Source organism: Streptomyces olivochromogenes (assembly GCF_021538895.1).
Classification (GTDB): domain Bacteria; phylum Actinomycetota; class Actinomycetes; order Streptomycetales; family Streptomycetaceae; genus Streptomyces; species Streptomyces olivochromogenes_A.
This window is the reverse complement of sequence record NZ_JADDRL010000027.1, coordinates 1-18,541: the sequence shown is the minus strand read 5'-3', so window position 1 is coordinate 18,541 and position 18,541 is coordinate 1. Positions and strand designations below refer to the sequence as shown.

The 18,541-nt window shown below is 70.0% G+C and carries 18 protein-coding genes and 1 pseudogene; 6 read left to right on the top strand and 13 right to left on the bottom strand.

Annotation, left to right across the window (positions count from 1 at the left end):
- Positions 1 to 35: 35 nt before the first annotated feature.
- Both IPZ69_RS16100 and IPZ69_RS16095 read right to left on the bottom strand, forming a co-directional pair.
- Positions 36 to 617, bottom strand: a complete 582-nt coding sequence (locus IPZ69_RS16100) for an Rv1733c family protein (protein WP_235454814.1) — start codon at positions 615 to 617, stop codon at positions 36 to 38.
- A 176-nt stretch (positions 618 to 793) separates the two neighbouring features.
- Positions 794 to 1,522: a CBS domain-containing protein gene (locus IPZ69_RS16095; RefSeq protein ID WP_235454813.1), complete on the bottom strand. Its 729-nt coding sequence runs from the start codon at positions 1,520 to 1,522 to the stop codon at positions 794 to 796.
- 378 nt (positions 1,523 to 1,900) lie between these two features.
- Between IPZ69_RS16095 and IPZ69_RS16090 the strand changes: the two genes are divergently transcribed.
- Positions 1,901 to 2,803, top strand: a complete 903-nt coding sequence (locus IPZ69_RS16090) for a universal stress protein (protein ID WP_235454812.1) — start codon at positions 1,901 to 1,903, stop codon at positions 2,801 to 2,803.
- Positions 2,804 to 2,833: 30 nt separating this feature from the next.
- Here the strand turns inward: IPZ69_RS16090 and IPZ69_RS16085 are convergent, their stop codons facing one another.
- The 3 genes from IPZ69_RS16085 to IPZ69_RS16075 form a co-directional block, all read right to left on the bottom strand.
- Entirely contained in the window at positions 2,834 to 3,814 is a 981-nt protein-coding gene (locus tag IPZ69_RS16085; RefSeq protein ID WP_235454811.1) for a GerMN domain-containing protein, read from the bottom strand.
- A gap of 154 nt (positions 3,815 to 3,968) precedes the next feature.
- Positions 3,969 to 6,695: a bifunctional acetaldehyde-CoA/alcohol dehydrogenase gene (gene adhE / locus IPZ69_RS16080; RefSeq protein ID WP_235454810.1), complete on the bottom strand. Its 2,727-nt coding sequence runs from the start codon at positions 6,693 to 6,695 to the stop codon at positions 3,969 to 3,971.
- 333 nt (positions 6,696 to 7,028) lie between these two features.
- On the bottom strand, positions 7,029 to 7,427 hold the full coding sequence (locus IPZ69_RS16075; protein ID WP_235454809.1) for a hypothetical protein: 399 nt from the start codon (positions 7,425 to 7,427) through the stop codon (positions 7,029 to 7,031).
- 347 nt (positions 7,428 to 7,774) lie between these two features.
- Between IPZ69_RS16075 and IPZ69_RS16070 the strand changes: the two genes are divergently transcribed.
- Positions 7,775 to 8,770, top strand: a complete 996-nt coding sequence (locus IPZ69_RS16070; protein ID WP_235454808.1) for an Acg family FMN-binding oxidoreductase — start codon at positions 7,775 to 7,777, stop codon at positions 8,768 to 8,770.
- Between the two features lie 278 nt (positions 8,771 to 9,048).
- Here the strand turns inward: IPZ69_RS16070 and gcvH are convergent, their stop codons facing one another.
- The 6 genes and pseudogenes from gcvH to IPZ69_RS47790 all read right to left on the bottom strand — a co-directional run.
- Complete coding sequence (gcvH, locus tag IPZ69_RS16065) at positions 9,049 to 9,441, bottom strand: glycine cleavage system protein GcvH (protein ID WP_235454807.1); 393 nt, start codon at positions 9,439 to 9,441, stop codon at positions 9,049 to 9,051.
- 120 nt (positions 9,442 to 9,561) lie between these two features.
- A complete protein-coding gene (locus IPZ69_RS16060; RefSeq protein ID WP_235454806.1) occupies positions 9,562 to 10,146 on the bottom strand; it encodes an NADPH-dependent FMN reductase in 585 nt (194 codons plus the stop codon).
- Positions 10,147 to 10,219: 73 nt separating this feature from the next.
- Positions 10,220 to 10,678 carry a nuclear transport factor 2 family protein gene (locus IPZ69_RS16055; RefSeq protein WP_235454805.1) on the bottom strand — a complete coding sequence of 153 codons (459 nt, stop codon included), beginning with the start codon at positions 10,676 to 10,678 and terminating at the stop codon, positions 10,220 to 10,222.
- 220 nt (positions 10,679 to 10,898) lie between these two features.
- Positions 10,899 to 11,468, bottom strand: coding sequence for a hypothetical protein (locus tag IPZ69_RS16050; RefSeq protein ID WP_235454804.1), 570 nt, complete (start codon positions 11,466 to 11,468; stop codon positions 10,899 to 10,901).
- Positions 11,469 to 12,010: 542 nt separating this feature from the next.
- A complete protein-coding gene (locus tag IPZ69_RS16045) occupies positions 12,011 to 12,613 on the bottom strand; it encodes a hypothetical protein (RefSeq protein WP_235454803.1) in 603 nt (200 codons plus the stop codon).
- 364 nt (positions 12,614 to 12,977) lie between these two features.
- Positions 12,978 to 13,199, bottom strand: a pseudogene (locus tag IPZ69_RS47790) (peptidoglycan-binding domain-containing protein); the annotation flags it as partial.
- A gap of 22 nt (positions 13,200 to 13,221) precedes the next feature.
- Here IPZ69_RS47790 and IPZ69_RS16040 point away from each other — a divergent pair.
- On the top strand, positions 13,222 to 13,431 hold the full coding sequence (locus IPZ69_RS16040; RefSeq protein WP_235454802.1) for a hypothetical protein: 210 nt from the start codon (positions 13,222 to 13,224) through the stop codon (positions 13,429 to 13,431).
- 455 nt (positions 13,432 to 13,886) lie between these two features.
- On the opposite strand, the gene IPZ69_RS47785 is transcribed toward IPZ69_RS16040, so the two are convergent.
- A complete protein-coding gene (locus IPZ69_RS47785; protein WP_374293281.1) occupies positions 13,887 to 14,132 on the bottom strand; it encodes a sigma factor-like helix-turn-helix DNA-binding protein in 246 nt (81 codons plus the stop codon).
- Between the two features lie 424 nt (positions 14,133 to 14,556).
- Between IPZ69_RS47785 and IPZ69_RS16035 the strand changes: the two genes are divergently transcribed.
- Both IPZ69_RS16035 and IPZ69_RS16030 read left to right on the top strand, forming a co-directional pair.
- A complete protein-coding gene (locus IPZ69_RS16035; protein ID WP_235454801.1) occupies positions 14,557 to 15,702 on the top strand; it encodes a molybdopterin-dependent oxidoreductase in 1,146 nt (381 codons plus the stop codon).
- The gene (locus IPZ69_RS16030) at positions 15,699 to 16,112 is read left to right on the top strand and encodes a hypothetical protein (RefSeq protein ID WP_235454800.1); all 414 of its coding nucleotides are present in this window, start codon (positions 15,699 to 15,701) and stop codon (positions 16,110 to 16,112) included. The genes IPZ69_RS16035 and IPZ69_RS16030 overlap by 4 nt, the downstream gene beginning before the upstream one ends.
- Positions 16,113 to 16,703: 591 nt before the next feature.
- On the opposite strand, the gene IPZ69_RS16025 is transcribed toward IPZ69_RS16030, so the two are convergent.
- Positions 16,704 to 17,438 (bottom strand): HAD family hydrolase, encoded by a 735-nt coding sequence (locus IPZ69_RS16025; protein ID WP_235454799.1) that lies wholly within the window; start codon positions 17,436 to 17,438, stop codon positions 16,704 to 16,706.
- A gap of 108 nt (positions 17,439 to 17,546) precedes the next feature.
- Here IPZ69_RS16025 and IPZ69_RS16020 point away from each other — a divergent pair, with 108 nt between their 5' ends.
- Positions 17,547 to 18,458, top strand: a complete 912-nt coding sequence (locus IPZ69_RS16020) for an ADP-ribosylglycohydrolase family protein (protein WP_235454798.1) — start codon at positions 17,547 to 17,549, stop codon at positions 18,456 to 18,458.
- Positions 18,459 to 18,541 lie beyond the last annotated feature (83 nt).

Below are 18,541 nucleotides of genomic sequence, written 5' to 3'. Positions count from 1 at the left end.
AGCACCGGGTCGCCGCTGACCAGCGTGACGCCGAGTCAGCCCGTCCTGTGGCCCCACCGCGGGCCGACCAGGTCCCATTCCCGGCCCCACTCGTCCATACGCCTCCGGTCGAGCCGTGCGCGGACGACCGCTCCGGCGCCGGCCGAGAGGCCGGCGAGGGCGCCCGCGGCCACGAGACCCAGCACAGCCGACTCAAGGGCCGCCTCGCCGGGACCCGTCGGACTGGGCGTGAGCCGGCCGTTGTCGTCCTGCCAGACCACGATCGCTGTCCCGGCCATCGCGCCGTGCTCCACCCAGGTCCGGGCGGTACGGGATGTGCCGTCGGGTGCCGTCCAGCGCACCGTCGCCCGCACCTGGTCGCCCGTTCCCCACGTCTCGGTGAGGGTTCGTGGGACGTCGGTGACGAGCACCGCCCGGACGGAATGTCGCTCGGCGCGCTGCCGGGCGAAGGATTCACTGGCGGCGTGGGCCGTCACGAAGCCCGCTACGGCGCCGCCCAGCAGGATGGTCAGCCAGACGGCCAGTACGATCCACGCCTCGACGATGTCGTCGTGCCGCCGCAGCGGGTTGCTCCGCCATCGCCACAGCGGACTTCTCAGGCTCCTGCCGCCGCGCATCCGTCCGCACCTCCTTCGTCGATGTGGTCACACTCCGAAGGTGACAGGAGCCCGCGTCGCGCGGGATGGGCCGACGGGGCCGCGTGGCGAGGCCACTTGGGGTCGAATCGGCCGCGGTCGGCGAGCCGGGTGAACGGGAGGCATGGTGATCCGCCGGTGGAACCCGGAGCCCTCGTTCACAGCCCGCGCAGCCAGTCGTCCGCCACGCCGTGCAGGGCCTGCTCGGCGGGCCGCAGCCGCTTGTCGTCGAGGCGGTAGGACAGGTGGTCGACGACGTCCACGACGCCGTCGAGACGGCGCGTCATGCCGACCGCTACGGCTGTGTCGCTGCGCCGTTCCAACTGGCCGGTGAGGGTGACCACGCCGTTCTCGACGGTGGCCTCGACGGTGTGCGGCGCGATCCAGAGCGTGTTGACGAAGACCTCCCGTTGCACGTCCCTTTGGATGTCCTCGTCGCCGCGCAGGAAGACCTGAAGCAGGTCGTGGCGTGTGACGATGCCGACGAGCCGGTGGTCCTCGTCGACGACGGGCAGCCGTTCGATGCGGTGCTCGGCCATCAGCCGTGCGGCCTCGGTGACGGTGGCGTCGGCGCGCACGGTGACGGCGGGTGTGGACATCACTCCGCCGGCCGTCCGCGCCCGGCTCTTGGCGGCGCGTTCCCGTACGGCGCGGTTCAGCCGGCGTGCCATGGTGGCGAAGGAGCCGTGGGCCTCGGGTGGGCGTGTCTGGTGGAGCATGAGGTCGGTCTCGGAGATCACGCCGATGACCTTGCGGTCGTCGTCGATCACCGGGAGGCCGCTGACGCGGTGTTCGCCGAGCAGGCGCACCACCTCCTTGAAGGGCGTGCCGTGCACCGCGGTGACGACGTCCTCGACCATGAGCGCGTTGATCCTGGTGGGCTTCATTTCTCTGTCTCCTTCAGCGGTGGTGCCCGGCCGGCGCGGCGGGCGCGGGCAACGAGCCCGGTGGCGGGAGCGGGACGGTGCTGCCGTCGGCCAACGGAGCGCGGGGCGGCACATGTTGGACGGGGCTCATCGTGAACTCCCTTCCGGAGGCTCCGTTCTCAGCGTCCGGCGCCGGCTGTCGAACGTGTATGGGCTGAGGGGGCACGGGAGCGGGCCGAGTGGCCCGCGGGACGCCTCTCCGGCGCGTCAAGTCCCTTGCGTGCAGCCCGAGATGCTCCGCCGAACGGTCCCGGAGCAGGACCTGTCGGCCCCTCCCCGCTCGGTGGCCGGAGGAGGAGGGTGGAAGCGGGAAGACCCCCAACGTCTGGAGGTGCCATCATGCTTCCGCCTGTCGTCGTCGGCGTGGACGGATCCGCCGAGAGCCTCGCCGCCGCGGAATGGGCGGCCCGCGAGGCCGTACGCCGCGAACGGCCGCTCCGTCTGCTGCACGCCTGGAACCCGCGCCCGAGCCGTCAGGAAAGCGAGATCGACAACGCCGCCCGGCGTCACCTCGCCACGCGTGTCCTGCGGGAGGCGGAAGACCGGGTGCGTGCCGCGTACCCCGGTCTCCACCTGTCCGACGACCAGTTGGAGGGCCCGGCGATCGGGGCTCTGGTGAAGGCGGCCGACGAGGCCGATCTGCTGGTCGTGGGATCACGTGGCCTGAGTGGCTTCACCGGGTTCCTCGTCGGTTCGGTCGCCCTCGGGGTGGTCGCGGGGGCGTCGCGGCCCGTCGTCCTGGTGCGGGCGGGGGAGGAGGCGTCGGACGAGCGTCTCCCGGCGGATGACGGGGGCGCTTCGATCCGTACCGGCTACCGGGACGTGGTGCTCGGCATCGACGTGGGGGAGCCGTGCGACGAGGTCATCGAGTTCGCCTTCGAGGCGGCCCGGCTCCGGCATGCCCGGCTGCGGGCCGTGCACGCCTGGCACGCGCCTGGCCCGTTCGGCCCCGGAGAGGGTGACATCGCCCTGGTGGACGAGCCCCGGCGAGCGGACGAGTGGCTCGGCTTCCTCCAGGCCGTACTGCGGGTGTGGCGTGACAAGTACCCGGGCGTGGACGTCAAGGAGACCGTGGTGCAGGACAAACCCGCGAACGTGCTGGTGCGGGCCGCGAGCGGGGCGAGCCTGCTGGTCGTCGGCCACCGTCTCACCCAACGGCCCATCGGGCCGCGCACCGGGCCCGTCACGCACGCCGCGATCCATTACGTCGACTGCCCGGTGGCCGTAGTGCCCCACGGGTGACGGGGGCGCGGGAGAACCTCGCCCCCGGGCTCAGCGGTTGACGGTCAGCGGTACGGTGTCGACGGTGACGGGCCTGCCGTTCTCGGGCGAGATGAAGTATGCGGTGAGCAGACCCGGTCCCGTGCGGGCCGCCTTGTACGGGAGCGTGACGTCGAACGTCCCACGCGTTCCCGTGCCGGACGAGGCCCGGACCAGCACGTCGGCGGCCGTACGCCCCGAGACGTCCGTCACCTTCAGCCGGAACTCGGCTTCGAAGGTGTCGGCGCTTCCCCGGACCCGTAGGGGGCTGCTGATGCCCCCACCGATGAGCGGGGACTCGACCAGGACGGCCGGCGCGACATCCTCGAAGTCCGCCCGTCCCACAGGGCCGTTGAGGACGATGCCCGCCGCGCCGAAGGACGAGACAGGTTTGCCGTCCAGCTCGAAGCCGACCTTGCGAATACCGGGGTAGCGGGTCACCGTGAACACGACCTGGGCGAGGCGCGCCCGCAGGGAGACGGTGCCGCCGCCGTCGTCGTACCGGCCGGAGAGGTCGACGGTCGCCACCTGGTCGCGGACCGCGACCGAGTGCAGGGTCGTGCCCGGCGGAATGGCCGAGGTGCGGTCGTGCCGCCGTTCGTAGCGGTCGGGGCCGGCCAGCAGGGCGCGGACGGATCCGGCCGCGGTGGCCGGGGCGGTCACGGTACGAGGCGCGGGGGAGATGTGGCCCGCGTGAAGGAGGTACACGGCGGTCGTGATGTGCCGCCCCGCGGCTCCCGTCGAGCCGGTCGCCGGGGCTCGCGGTGCGGTGGCCGACGGGGTGGTGTTACCCGGGGAAGCCGGTCCGCTCGACGGCTCGCCCGACGCTCCTGATCCGGCGGACGCGGATGCGCCGGGCCGTTCCGAGGCCGCCGGTGGCGGACCGGCGGCCGTGCCGCAGGCGCCTGCGGCGAGGAGCGGCACGGACAGCGCGGCGACGAGCATCACCGGGCCTCGCCGACGGGGACACGGGGCTGACCTTCTGCTGTTCATGACGACCTCCTCCACACGTCCAGTGAAGCGCGTCCCGCGGCGGCGTCCCAGGGGCCGCATGGCATCGGTTTCGGGGCCGAACCGCGGCGGTGAGCCGCTCAGGTTCGGCGTCGGCTCGTCGTGGAGGCGGCGAAGGGCTCGCCTCCCGGGCCGGTCAGCGGCGCTCGCTGGTGTGGGGCGCCACGTCACGCGTGCGGCTCCCGTCCACGTCCGGTCGGCCCTGGGCGGTTCCGTAGTAGGCGGCGCGCATGAGGTTCTGCATGTCCGCGAGCATGGGCGTGCGCGGGTTGGCGGGTGCGCACTGGTCCTCGTAGGCGTTCAGCGCCTGTTGGGGCAGCGCGTCGAGGAAGGCGCGCTCGTCGATGCCGAGGGCTTGGAACGACGGCTCGATACCCAGGGCGTCCCGAAGGCGTTCGACGGCGGTGGCGAGTGACTGGACGCCTTCGGCCGGGGTGGTGGCGGGCAGTGCGAGGGAGCGGGCGATGTCCTGGAAGCGTTCCGGGGCGCGGTAGTTCTCGTACTTGGGCCAGCCCGTGAGTTTGGTGGGGGTGGTGCCGTTGTACCGGATCACGTGCGGCAGCAGGACGGCGTTGGTACGCCCGTGTGCGATGTGGAACGTGGCGCCGAGGGTGTGGGACATGGCGTGCACGATGCCGAGGAAGGCATTGCCGAAGGCCATGCCCGCGATGGTGCCGGCGTTGTGCATCTTCTCCTGTGCGTCGGGGCGTTCGGCGCGGTGGTTCACGGCGGCTTCGATGTTCTCGAAGATGAGCCGGACGGCGTGCAGGGCGAGGCTGTCGGTGAAGTCGTTGGCGTAGACCGACACGTATGCCTCGATGGCGTGGGTGAGCGCGTCGAAGCCGCTGTCGGCGGCAAGGACCGGGGGGAGTTCGGTGGTGAGCAGGGGATCGACGATGGCGACGCTGGGGGTCAGCGCGTAGTCGGCCAGCGGGTACTTCTTGCCGGTGGCGGGGTCGGAGATGACGGCGAAGGGGGTGACTTCGGCGCCGGTGCCGGACGTGGTGGGGATGCAGACCAGGCGGGCGAGTTTGCCGAGGACGGGGAAGCGGAAGGCCCGTTTGCGGATGTCGGAGAACTTGTGCCGCATGTCGGCGAAGTCGACGTCCTTGCCCTCGGCCTGCTGCTCGTAGAGCAGCCACATCACCTTGGCGGCGTCCATCGGGGAGCCGCCGCCGAGGGCGATGATCGTGTCCGGGCGGAAGTCGAGCATCAGCCGGGCGCCGCGGCGGACGGAGTCGATGCTGGGTTCCGGTTCGACGTTGTCGATGATCTGGACGGTCACCGGCTCGTGACGCCGTTGCAGGATACGGGTGATGCGGTCGACGAAACCGAGGCGGGTCATGGTGGCGTCGGTGACGATCGTGACGCGGTGGACGTCCGGCATGGAGCCGAGGTAGCGGACGGCCTGCGGTTCGAAGTAGATCTTCGGGGGGACCTTGAACCACTGCAGGTTGTTGCGGCGCACGGAGACCCTTTTGACGTTGAGCAGTTGGGCGACGGAGACGTTGTTGGAGACCGAGGTGCTGCCCCAGGATCCGCAGCCCAGGGTGAGGGAGGGCAGCAGGCTGTTGTAGATGCCGCCGATGGCGCCTTGCGAGGACGGGGAGTTGACGATGATCCGCACCGTCTTCATGCGCCTGCCGTACGCCTCCGCCAATGCGGAATCCTCGGTGTGGATGACGGCGCTGTGGCCTTGGCCGTGGAAGGCGACCATGTCGGCCGCGAGATCGAAGCCCTGCTCCGCCGAGCCCGCGCGCAGCACGGCCAGCACCGGGCAGAGCTTCTCACGCGTCAACGGCTCGTCCGGGCCGACGTGTTCGGTCTCGACCAGGATGAGCGACGTGTCGGCGGGCACGGTGAAGCCGGCCTGCTCGGCGATCCAGGCGGGACTCCGGCCGACGGCAGCGGCGTTGACCTTCGGCTCGCAGCCCGCGCCGGCCGCCTTGCCCGTCGGGAACAGGAGGGCTTCGAGCCTGGCCTTCTCCTCGGCGGTTGCCAGATGGGCGTGCAGGGTGCGGAACTCGTCCAGGGCCGCGTCGTAGATCTCGTCGTCCAGGATGACGGCCTGTTCGGAGGCGCAGATCATGCCGTTGTCGAAGGACTTGGAGAGGACCAGGTCGTTGACGGCCCGGCGCAGTTTGGCGCTCTTGTGCACGTAGGCGGGAACATTGCCGGCGCCGACGCCCAGGGCGGGCTTGCCGGCCGAATAGGCGGCCCTGACCATCGCGTTGCCGCCGGTGGCGAGGATCAGCGAGATGCCGGAGTGGCGCATCAGGGTGCCGGTGGCCTCGACGGACGGGGTCTCGATCCATTGGACGCAGTGTTGCGGCGCGCCGGCGGCGACGGCCGCGTCGCGCACGATGCGGGCCGCCTCCGCGCTGCACCGCTGGGCGGAGGGGTGGAAGGCGAAGACGACGGGATTGCGGGTCTTCAGGGCCATCAGCGCCTTGAAGATCGTGGTGGAGGTCGGATTGGTGACGGGGGTGATGGCGCAGACCACACCGACCGGCTCGGCCACCTCGATCATGTCCTCGATGTCGTCGCGGGCGATGACACCGACCGTTTTCATCGGGCCCATGCTGTGCGTGACGTGCTCGCAGGCGAACATGTTCTTGGCGGCCTTGTCCTCGAAGACGCCGCGTCCGGTCTCCTCCACCGCGAGCCGCGCGAGCGCGGTGTGCCGGTCCAGGGCGGCGACCGACGCCTTCTTGACGATGTGATCGACCCGCTCCTGATCGAGCGCCTCGTAGTCGGTCAGCGCCTTGAGTCCGTTGGTGACCAACTGGTCCACGGCGATGGCGATGTCGGCCGGTGTCCCGTCGGCGGCCCTCGTCTCGGACCTGGCGTCATCACTGGTCATGGGGGTGCGCCTCCGTTGACAAGAGCCGCCGGGGTCGCCCCGACGGCGTACGTACGAGAGCAGCTCCGCGCGGACCGCTACCGCTCGTGCTCCGACTCTCGTACGGCCGCGTCCGGGTTCCCAGGTGCCGATGGTCCCCTCCCCGGGACTGACCGGCACGGCGTGCGGTACGGGGTGCGGTACGGGTTGCGGCAGGGGTGCCGACGGCCGGTCCGGGCGGCGGGCCGAGGACACCGCGCCGCCCCGTCGCCGGAGCCCCCTTGTTCCGGGGCTCCCTGACGGCCTTGCCTCCCCGGCGACTTCGACCGCGCGCAGGCGAACCCGTCGAGCGCTCTATCGCGGACCGCTCTCGGATCGACCGCCGCGCCACGGCGGCGGGGTGGCCGACCTGCGGGCCGCGTCCTCGCGGTGCTGGGCACGATTCATCCGGCCGCGCAGCCGGTCCGCCAAGCGGTCCGCGAGTTCGCGCGCCGTGGCTTCCCGGGCGTGTACGACCACAAGCCAGTTCGCCACCACGAACTCCGCTTCCGCGGACCAGGGCCGCTCGGCGTGATGCGCAGCCGACTTGACGATCCTCATGACACCGTTGGTGGCGCGAGTCCCGGGGCGGTCGAGCACGGCGTCGAGCTTGGCCTGCACGTACGCGAGTTCGTCCGCGCCCACATCTCCCTCCGTCCGCACCTGTACGCCACCGGAGGCGCCGACGTGGGTGCCGATGTCCTTGGCAGTCATGCGATCCACTCCCTCTCATCGTTGGGCAGATCCAGACTTCTGCCGGCACCGGCCACGGTCCAGGGCTGTCCGGCCCATGGCCCGCGTGCCATCGGGCCTTCACCGCCACGCTCACCGGCGGCGGGCTCGTCGCGCGGGCGGCCCTGCCGCGGGCGACCGGCAGCCCCGGCCGGCCGTGGCCGACTCGGCCATACGCGTGCGGAGCGGCCGGACCCCCTTGGGCCTGCTTGCCCCGAGCACCGAATCATGCGCAGCCTGTACACGAGGCACGCGCGGGTGCCCGAGGCCGACGAGCGGACACCACCGGGAAGACGATCCGGGCCCGCGTGGTGGGTGAGGAGGGCGCGATGAACACACGGCAAGCGGATGAGAAAGCGGCGAGGGACCTCGTCGCGGAGGCCGTGGCCGCCCCGTCCATGCACAATGCGCAGCCGTGGCGGTTCCGTTTCGTGACGAGTGAGCGCTCCCTCCTCCTGCTCGCGGATCTGGACCGCGCCATGCCTCGTTCCGACCCCGGAAACCGGGCGCTGCACATCGGCTGTGGGGCGGCGCTGTTCAACTTGCGTGTGGCCGCCGCGCACGCCGGGTTCGCCCCGCTGGTCCACCTGCTGCCGGACCCCGCCGAACCGCTGTTGCTCGCCCGCGTCGAGCTGGGCGGAGCGCCGGGGAGCGTGCCGCACGAGGACGACCTAGCCCCCCTGCACGCCGCGATCCACGAGCGGCACACCAGCCGGTACCCCTTCGAGGAGAAAGCCATCCCGGAGGAAGTTCAGGCCGCGCTGCGAACGGCGGCCGGCCAGGAGGGCGCCGAGTTGCAGTTTCCCGGGCCTTGGCACACGGAGACGGTGCTGGAGCTGGTCCACGACGCGGAGAGCCGCGACGCCCTGGATCCGGAGGGGCTGGAGGAACTGCGCCGCTGGACCCGGCTCGGCCCGGAGGCGGACATCGCCACCGACGGCGTCCCCGAGTACGCGTTCGGGCCTCGGATGCGGGACGGCAGAGCCCCACTGCGTGACTTCGCCGGCCGCCGTCCGGTGGCCGATCGCGGCGCCACCGCCTTCGAGAAGAACCCTCACCTGGCGCTGCTGAGCACGCCGGGCGACGCACCCGCCGACTGGCTGCGCGCGGGCCAGGCGATGGAGCGGGTTCTCCTGGAGGCCACCGCTGCCGGACTCGCCACCTCCCTGACCTCCCACGCCCTGGAGAACCGGGATCTGCGCCTACTGGCTCGTGACCCCGTGGCGGGCACCGGGCACGTCCAGATGGTGCTGCGCCTGGGCTACGGCCCCCAGGGGCCCAGCACGCCTCGGCGTCCGGTCCGTGAGGTCCTGGACATCGTCTAGGGCCTGTCGTCACATTCCCGTCGTCGCCCGAAGGGCGGCCCTGCGGCGTCATGGGGGTCCCCCCTGCTCGAGCGAAAGCCGAGAGCTTGGGGGAGCGTGCTCTCGGTGTGCCGGGCGGAAGTCCTCGTACTGGACGTACTTGGGCTTTCGCCCGGTGCGGCGAGTGGGGGTCCCCCCTGCTCGAAGAGCTTGGGGGAGTGCCAGGCGTCGCGGGGCAGACGGGAATTTGACGACAGGCCCTAGCGGCGGAGGAAGCGGGCGGTTGTTCCGCACGCTGTTCAGGTTTCTCCCTGGATGTAGGCCTTGTACTGAGCGGCGGTGAGGAGTTCTTTCAACTCGGCCGTGTCGGTGGTGGTGAGCTCGACCAGCCAGCCTTCGTCGTACGGATCCTCGTTGACCAGTTCCGGGGACGCCTCCAGCTCCTCATTGACGGCGGCGACCGTGCCGGTCAGGGGAGCGAAGATGTCGGATACGGACTTGACGGACTCCACGAGGCCGAACTGGTTACCGGCTTCGAGTTTGGCGCCGACCTTCGGGAGCTCGACGTAGACGAGGTCTCCGAGCTGCTTCTGCGCGTGGTCCGTGATGCCGATGCGCACCCGGCCGTTTCCCGTGGTCTGCACCCATTCGTGTTCCTTGGTGTAGGTGAAGTCGCTGGGGATGTCTGACATGAGGGCCTCCGTACGTCGCTGACGAGGACCGCCGTGCTGCCGGCCTCCGGTGGAAAGCCTTCTACAGATCTTGCGGCGGCGGCGGAATCCGCGTCCGGACGGGTGAGTCCCTTCCGGGAGTCAAGCGACGGTGGCCGGGGAAGCGGCGCGCAGTGGCGCGAGGGCGGTGCTCCAGGCGACGACGTGGTCCAGCAGCGTGTCGAGGGCGGCGACGTGCTGGTCGCCCGGCTTGAAAGTGGTGTAGTTCTCGAAGTCGGTCAGCAGCGACAGTGCGACCTGCGGCGCCACATCGGCCATCTGCAGAGCCCCACAGATCAGCCGCAGCTGCTCGACCGCGCGGGCGCCGCCCTCGACGCCGTAGGAGACGAACCCGACCGCCTTGTTGTTCCACTCCACGTACAGGTGGTCGATGGCGTTCTTGAGCACTCCGGGCAGGGCGTGGTTGTACTCCGGAGTGACCATCACGAACCCGTCGAACGACGCGATGGCGTCCGCCCAGGCCCTGGTGTGCTCGTGCTGATACCGGCCCGATGACATCATCGCCGGTGCCGGCTCGTCCAAGTGTGGCAACGGGTGGTCGAGCAGGTCGATCACCTCGAACTCGGCGTCGCTGCGGAGCGCTGTAGTTTCATGGACCCATTGGGCGACCTGTTCGCCCTTGCGGCCGGGGCGAGTGCTGCCGAGTATGATCCCGATCTTGATCATAGTTCTCCTGTTCCTGTTCCTGTTCCGGTGCTGGTGCGCTGAAGCCGCGCTTTGCGGATCGGGGCTTCCACGGTCAGGACGCCCCCGCAGGGTCCGGCGACGAACCCGAGCCTGCCAATGGCGTGGTGTCGAGGTAGCGGATCTCGTAGCTGCGCTCCGTGAACTTCCAGCCGTCCGGGGTGCGTTGGTAGCGGTCGTGGTACAGGGCGTAGTTCAGTCCCGACGTGCCGTCGCGGAAGCGTCCGAGCTCCTGGATGTAGGCACGGCCGGATGCGGTGTCCCCGTCGAGCCGGATCGTGCCCGGGTGCGCGGTCTGCACGAAGTACTCCCACTGCGCCTGCAGCCGCTCGACCCCGGCGCGGATCTGTTCCCGGCTGGTGAACTCCAACTTGGCTTCGGGGATCCGCCACACGCAGTCGTCGGTGAACAGTGACGTGAGGCGGTCGTAGTCACGCATCATCACGGCGTCGGTGAATTCGCCGCGCAGTGCCTCGATCTCGATGCGGTCGGCGATGGTCCCAAAGTCGCTCATCGGTCTCCTTCATACGTCGCTCGGGCATTCCTGGATCGTGTGACCCTCCGAGGAGTACGACGAGACAACCCGCCGGAATGTGAGGCGGCGCGACAGGCTGACATCCCGGGCCGGTGTCTCGTCGGACCCTGGTGGCTTGCACCGCGAGGTCGGGAGCGGTCAGCACCACACAGGTGCCGTGTTCAGACAACACCCACGAACGGAGTACGGCACCGGCGGCCTACTGAATGTTGAGGCGGACAGGGTGGGAGTCGTCCGACGGGCAAGTGAACACGCGGAGTTCACCGAAGCGGCCCACGTTGAGTCCCGGGGCGCCGCCGCTGTCGAGGGTGAGATGCAGGCGCATCCGCGAGCCGCAGGAGCAGTCGATCGGTACGAGGTCGGTGAGGTGCCAACTCGGCCAGCCGCCGGCCTTCCACCCGGGGAGGGTGGCGAGGGTACGGGCGTATTCGACGCCCTGTTCTTCCGCCCAGGTCTCGGCCGTCTCGACGAGGTCCTCGGGGAGTTCGTCCTGGTCGGGCAAGTCAATGACGTCGACGGGGTTCAGGACGCAGGGGTGGGGGACGTAGCCGTTCTTCACCTCGTGCGGAAGGGGCGGGGGCGGATCCAGGATCTCGGTGACCCCGGCAGCGGACCGGAACCTGACCTCGATATTCGGCCCCCAGTAGCGGTGCTGGCCCTGCGGCTCGGCATGGTCGTCGGGGCACCACAGCAACTGGAGCAGGTCCGTGCCGGTGGGAAAGGGGAGGTTGGGGACGTCCCGGGAGTACAGCTGAAGCACCGAAATCATGGGTGGCGGCGTGGCGTGGGGCTCCGAAACCGTCCGGATCCGTTCCCAGGTAGTCATGTCGAGAGCGCCGGCGCCGTCCATGATGCGCCTCTGGGTTTCTGCGTCCTCCGCGGTGACTTCGTACGCGCCACCGCGCGCCTGCCGGCGCGCATTCATCCTGCTGTCGATGTCCTGCAAAAGCTCCTGGTCGCGCTCCGACAACTTGTCCCGCTTCTGCACCAGATGAGGAGCCCGGCACACGGGCCATGTCTCGTCGGACGGCCACAGAAGCGGGCCGCCGACGGAGCTCTCGTACGGGCCGGGGGTGCCGACGGACGGGCGGAGCAGCGTGGCAGGGCGGGCATGGTCGGCGAATGCCGGGACCTGCTCGATCAGCGTCCGAGGCGAACAAGCCCCGGTGACGTCGGGATCCACGGTAGAAGTTCCTCTGTGCTTGGCCGAGACAGATGCCGCCCGGCGGGATGAAGGGGGTGCAGGTGTGCTGTGCCTGCGAGAGAGCGGAAGGTTCAACCGACTTGACGCATGATCGCCGATACGCGTCCCTAGTAGGCGCCGCCGCGGAAGAGGATGCTGCCGTGGTGCCGCGGGCGGTCGCCGCGTTCATGGGCCGCGTCGGAACGGTCGGTCGGGGCCGAGCGTCGGGCCAGGGCCCGGAGGGTTGACAGGCCGGCCAGCACTTGGTCGCGGTGGCGAGCGGACTTCATCCAGGCGGGCAGCCGGGCGAACATCGACATGGTGGGGGAGGCGTGCCGCTCACGCAGCCGGGCGCCCACGTAGGCGGCGAGGGCGTCGACGTGCTCGTCGTCGTAGGCCCACAGGATCCGTCCGGCACAGTGGGTCTGAAGCCAGAGCGGCCGCCGGAAGAAGGGGTCTTCGGTGCCGCCGACCACGGCGCCGACCAGGCCGGCGCCCCGCTGCTCGGCAGTCCAGTCCGCCACCGCGCCGCAGCCGGCGCAGCTGAGATGGCGGGGCTGGAAGAGCAGTTCACTGAAGTACTTCGGCGATGCGAGACCGGGCCGCGGCACAACGAGCGCACGGCCACCGCACCTCGCGCAGACCACGAGCACCCGACTGGTGAACCGGACAAGCCACGTGCCATGGTCGTGGTGACGGGCCTGTTCGGGACGCGCGGGCCGGGAACTCATGCCGGACACTCTGCCAGGTCCGCCGCACGACAGGCGATTGAGATCGTGTGGAACGGCACAGTCGGTCTTCGGGCAGACCGACACCTTCCCCACGTGACGGGACCGCAGGCAGTCGGGGTCGCCTTTGACCAACACGTCGTGGCCACCGAAGCCAGCCAGTGAGAGAACCCGTTGTTGGACTCGCCCTTGTTGCTAACCGCTGTGCCCCGGCAGGCCCGCCCTCTGACGTTTGTCAGCGCTCGTACGACACGCCTGCTAGCCGCCAGTTCGACATGCTCGGCATCGAGCCGTGGATGCCCTTGTCCGGGAACGCCTCGCCCCGCCTGCGGCCGCCTATCGCTGCTGGCCGAGTGGCCGAGCTACCTTACGAGCGCGCTTCAACAAACCCTCCCGCCTGCGCCGTTGAGCGTTGAGCGGTCTCCGAGGATGCGCGGGTTGCCGGGCCGAACACGCCCCGGGGATCGCCGGTGATGCTGCGGTCGTGCTGGTACTGGGTGACTCCACGGAGGGTTGCGTCGTCGAAGAGGCCGGTGGCGGAGACGTACGTGAAACCTTGGCCGTGCAGGAATTGCTGGAGGCATGTGACGTCAGGGCCGGTGTCGCCTCGGGTGAGCGAGTGGGTGCAACGGGAAGGGGAGTTGTGGCAGTGGGTTGAGAGCGGCTGGCTGGAGGACGTGGATGCCGGCGTCGGCTGTCTGCTGGGTGTGGAAGAAACCGGTGCGGGTTGGGTCGGCGGCATGGAGGGAGTGTTCGCAGGCGCCGACGAGGCCGACGGCTGCCTCATGCCGGTGGGACCCGCAATCGGCGCCCTTCCCTGAGTGGCCGGAGGGCCGTTCGTGCAGCCACTGCTCAGCGCCGCGGTCAACGCTGCCGCCGCCAGCAGACCGACTCCTAGAGCCTCTGAGTACAGCAGGGTCGACCGGTTCCACTTTGCCGCGCGGCGACGGCGATGCCGCCTGCGCCCGGGCCTGTGTCCGTGTTTGGGTCGGGGGTGCACCGCCGGCCTTTCCAGGACCGGCGAACCGGTCGTGGTCTCGGCCGCGGCCTTCTGCTCGTCGAAGAGCCGAGCCTGTGGCACATCCGCCACTTGGTGCTGAAGTACCGGACGGACGAAGCGTGTATATGGCTCTGAAGCGACACCGTGCGCAGGCCTTGATTGATTCATTCCAAAGATTGCTTTCCTGAACAGCCCAGGACAGGCGTCCATCGCTCGGGCTGTCTCGCCGACAGCTTTAGCGATGCGTGCCCTTGGCTGCGCCTGCTCTCAAGTTCGTTACTGGCCCGGCGCCTTATCGGGCCATCCCTGCTCCTGCAGTATTTGCCTGAGATGCCGTAGTCCGTGGTATATCCGCGACTTCACGGTGTCGTGCGGGAGGCCCAGCGCCTCTGCCGTCTGGCGGGTGGTGCGTCCAGCCGCGTAGGACTCAACGATGGCCTCGCGGTACGTGGGAGGCAGACCGGCCAGGGCCTCTGTGATCGCCGTGGTCGCCTGCCTGCGGTAGGCAGAGCCGTGGATCATCATGCCGCGGGCTGCAGTCGTGGGCCGGTGACAGTCGCTGTCGCTCGTTTCGATCGGTTGGTCCCAGGACGTTCCGGTATTTCATTCGGGCATGAAGTCAGGGGATGAAGCGGCCGCTCTGGAAGGTGAAATGTGTTGTCACACATACGTTTAGGTCTCCTTGAAGGGAGAGGGCAATCGCAGCGGTATCGGCCCGGTCCTTATGGGATCAAGCCATGAGCATGCTACTCAGGCGACGCGCTGTAACCCTTAGTAACGTATGGTCAGGCGACCACGCTTATGGCTTGCTTAAGGAATCCTTGAGGTTGTGGTCTGTCCTGTAACCGTCCTCGCCCGTTGCGGTGGGCAGGTGACGGCGTCGGTCTGCAGACGTCCCCGCTCCGTAAGACTTCAAATGTTCCGGAACGGCCTCCTGCCGAGTGGGATGGAGAGCATGAAACTGCGTGTCTCTCCGCCGGTGTTCAAGGGCAGGCTGCATGACGCCCGCACGGCGACCTCGATCGGCCGGTGGCTGGGGGCGGCCTTCGCCGTCTGCTTCCTCACCGGTCTGATCAGTCACTTCATGCAACATCCGCCGGACTGGCTGGCCAACCACATTCCCAGCCGTCCGGCATGGGGCTATCGGGTCTCTCAAGGCCTGCATGTCGCCTCCGGCATCGCGGCGATTCCGCTGCTGCTGGCCAAGTTGTGGACCGTGTATCCGCGCCTGTTCGAGTGGCCGCCAGTGCGGTCGGTGCGGCACGCGCTGGAGCGGTTGTCGGTCGCGGTGCTCGTCGCCGGGGCCGGCTTCGAGTTGGCGACCGGTCTGCTGAACACGGCCCAGTGGTATCCGTGGCCGTTCTCGTTCGTGCCGGTGCACTACGCGGTGGCGTGGCTGGTGGTCGGGGCGCTGTTCCTGCACATCGCGGTCAAGGCGCCCGAGATTCGTACGCATTGGAGCCGGCGGTCGCCCGGGACGCTCGCTCTGCCGTCGCAGGACGGCCCGGAACGTCGTTCGCTGCTCACCGCGGTGGGTGCGGCCGTGGGTGCCGTCACCCTCACCACGGTCGGCCAGTCCTTCACTCCTCTGAAGGACCTGGTCCTGCTGGCGCCTCGCCATCCGGACCACGGCCCGCAGGCCCTGCCCGTCAACCGGACCGCCGCGGCCGCCGGGGTCGGCCGGATCGCGGACGAGGAGTACCGCCTGGTGGTGGCCGGGCCGCGACCGTACACCCTGACGCTGGAAGAACTGCGTGCGCTGCCTCAGCACGAGGTGGATCTGCCCATCGCCTGTGTGGAGGGCTGGAGCAAGTCCGCGCACTGGACCGGCGTGCGGGTCGTGGACCTGCTGGAGCGGGCCGACGCGCCGGCGCAGGCGCGGGTGAGGGTGGTGTCACTGCAACTGCGCGGCGGATACCGGGTGTCGGAGATGGGACACGAGCACGCCCGAGATCCCCTGACCCTGCTCGCCCTGCGCCTGAACGGCGAGGAACTGGCTCCCGACCACGGCTACCCGGCACGGCTCATCGCCCCCAACCGTCCCGGTGTACTGCAGACCAAGTGGGTGGGCCGTCTGGAGGTGCTGGCATGAAGGTGACGCGCTTCCTCGCGGGTGCGGGCGGCCTGGCGCTCATGGGCGTCGGTGTGTCCCTGCTGATGGACGTCCGTGACCTGACCGGCGTGCTGGTCTGGTTGGGCGGGGCAGTGGTGCTGCACGACGCGTTGATCGCACCGTTGGTGCTGCTGGTGGGGCTGCTCCTGGTGCGCGGCGGTGTGCGCGCTGGTCTGCGCGGGCCGGTGCGAGGGGCCTTGGTGGTCGCGGGTGCGTTGACCGTGGTGGCGCTGCCGGTGTTGCTGCGGCCGGGGCCGCGGGCCAACTCGTCGGTGCTGCCGCTGGATTATCCGCGCAACTGGTTGATCGCACTGGTGACTGTGGCCATGGTGACGGTGCTGGCGATGGCCGTGCGGAGATTCGCCCGCGGTCGGCGGCCACCGTCGTGAGCAAGGCCGGGGCACATCCCGATCCGCCGTCTTACGGGTGTCTTACGCGTTGCCGGCAGCGGCGCTGCGCAGCGGACCGACCTCCTACGGTGACCGGATGCGAAACCTCGGAGTTCTTCGTACGACAGCCATGGTGACAGCCGCTCCGCTGGTGCTGGCCGTCGCCGGTCTGGTGCACCCCCGGCACCTGACGGCGGCGACGGCGGGCCAGTGGGCCGGACTGCACATAGCCCTGCTGGCCGTGTTCCCCTTCATCGCCCTGGGCCTGGTGGTGCCGCTGTGGGGCAGACCGCACCGCGACGCCGAGGGGGCCTTGACGGTCCTTGCCTGGGCCGGGTGCCTCTGCTACGCCGTCTACTACTCCGGGCTCGACGCGGTTGCCGGGATCTCCGCGGGCACCGTGGTGGGCCACGGCGTCCACGGGGCGGCCGGGCTGCTGTTCACGACCGGCGACGAGCTCGGGCGGGCGGGGGTGTACGGACTGACCGTCGCCGCTCTCGCCGCGTGCGTGGTGCTCTTGCGGCGGCACGGGGTACGGATACTGCCGGGTGCGCTGGTGCTGCTCGCCGCCTGCTGGTCATTCGTCGACAGTCACATCTTCTGGCCCCGGGGCGTGTTCACCATGCTGGGCTTCGCCGTGGCCTTCGCCTTGCTGACGGTGGCGGCGGCGTTCCCACGACGGCCGGACGCGAAGGCCAGGATGTGCGGAACCGCCTCGCGCAGACTGACGAAGTGACGATGCACGCCCTCCACCGCGACGGCGGCGTTCACGCCCCACACTGTCATCCCGCTGCGCAACCCGGACTGTACGCCGGACGGGGCGTCCTCGATGACCAGGCAGTCCTCCGGCGCGGCACCGAGCCGTGCAGCGGCCTGCAGATACGGGACAGGAGAGGGCTTGCCCTCCTCGACAGCGGCCGCGTCCACGATCACGCTCGGCATCGGCAAGCCCGTTCGTAGGAAGCGGCCGCGCACCCGGTGCTCGTAGTTCGAGGTCACCAGCGCCCAGGACCCGGATGGCAGGCCGCGCAGCAGCTCCGAGGCGCCGTCGAAAGCCGCGTAGACGCCGGACCGGACGTCCTCGTCCTCCAACTCGTGCAGCGTGGCCAGGCACTCGGTCGGATCCTGGTCCGCAGCCACCTGCGTGAACGTCTCCAACGGCCGTGTCCGCAGAGCCACTTGGTAGACCTCGTCGGCATCCCTCCCGTACCGCTCCGCCCAGGCTGCCCAGACCCGGCGCTGGTTGCTCACCGCGTCGATCAACGTGCCGTCGACATCGAACAGGACGTACTTCGTGCGGTCGGGCTCTGCGGTTTCACCAGTCACCAGTGGATCATGTCAGGCGGTGCTCTGCGCAGGTATAGGCGGGACCGCTAGGCCTGTCCGCTCCAAAAACCGAGCGCAGAAGCGCCGTCGCGCTGCGAAACTGTCCCCGTGATCACCGTGCCCACTGCTGTGCTGGATTCGTTGTACGGGCTCGCGTTCGGCGACGCCTTCGGTGACCGTTGGTTCGGCATCCTGCGCCGGGACGGTCTGGCAAGCCTTGAGACGCGGACGCTGCCCCCGGAACCGCTGTGGCGGTGGAGTGACGACACCGCCCAGGCGCTCGTGCTCGTCCGGGAACTCGCCGAGGGTGCCGGCACCGTCGACCAGGACCGCCTCGCCCTACGCTTCGCGGCCGCCTACGCCGACGACACGCACCGCGGGTACGGAGCCTCGATGCATGACGTGCTTCGCCGGATCGGCGCGGGCGAGCCCTGGCAGGAGGTGGTCGCCGGACAGTTCGGCGGCCAAGGCTCCTGGGGCAACGGCGCAGCCATGCGCGCCGCCCCGCTCGGCGCCTGGCACTCCGCCGACCTCGATGCGGTCGCCGAGCAGGCCGCCCGCCAGGGCGCGGTCTCGCACCATCACCCGGAGGCGCTCGCCGGAGCGGCGGCGGTCGCCCTCGCCGCGGCGCTGGCCACCCGCAGCCGGGGCGGGCTCGCCCCGGCCAGGTCGGACTTCCTTCAGGCGGTCGCCGAACGACTCCCCGACAGCGACGTCCGGTCGGGAGTGCGGATCGCGGCCCGGATGCCGGAGCGCACCTCGGTCCGGCACGCCGCGGAGGTCCTGGGCTCCGGCTACCGGATGTCAGGGCCCGACACCGTCCCGTACGCCCTGTGGTGCGCGGCGGGGCACCTCGACGACCTGCACGAGGGCCTGTGGGTCACGGTCGCCGGGCGCGGCGACATCGACACCACCTGCGCCATCGCGGGCGGGGTGATCGCCGCGCGCAAAGGCGTCGCCGCGCTCCCCCCTGCCTGGCACGCGGCCTGTGAACCGCTGCCGCCGGTCGTGACGGAGTAAGAACTCCTGTCGGGATGAGTTCGGGCGTCTCCATAGGAACACCGGCGTCAGCGTTCCGTAAGAACCTCAAATCCCTTATGTCT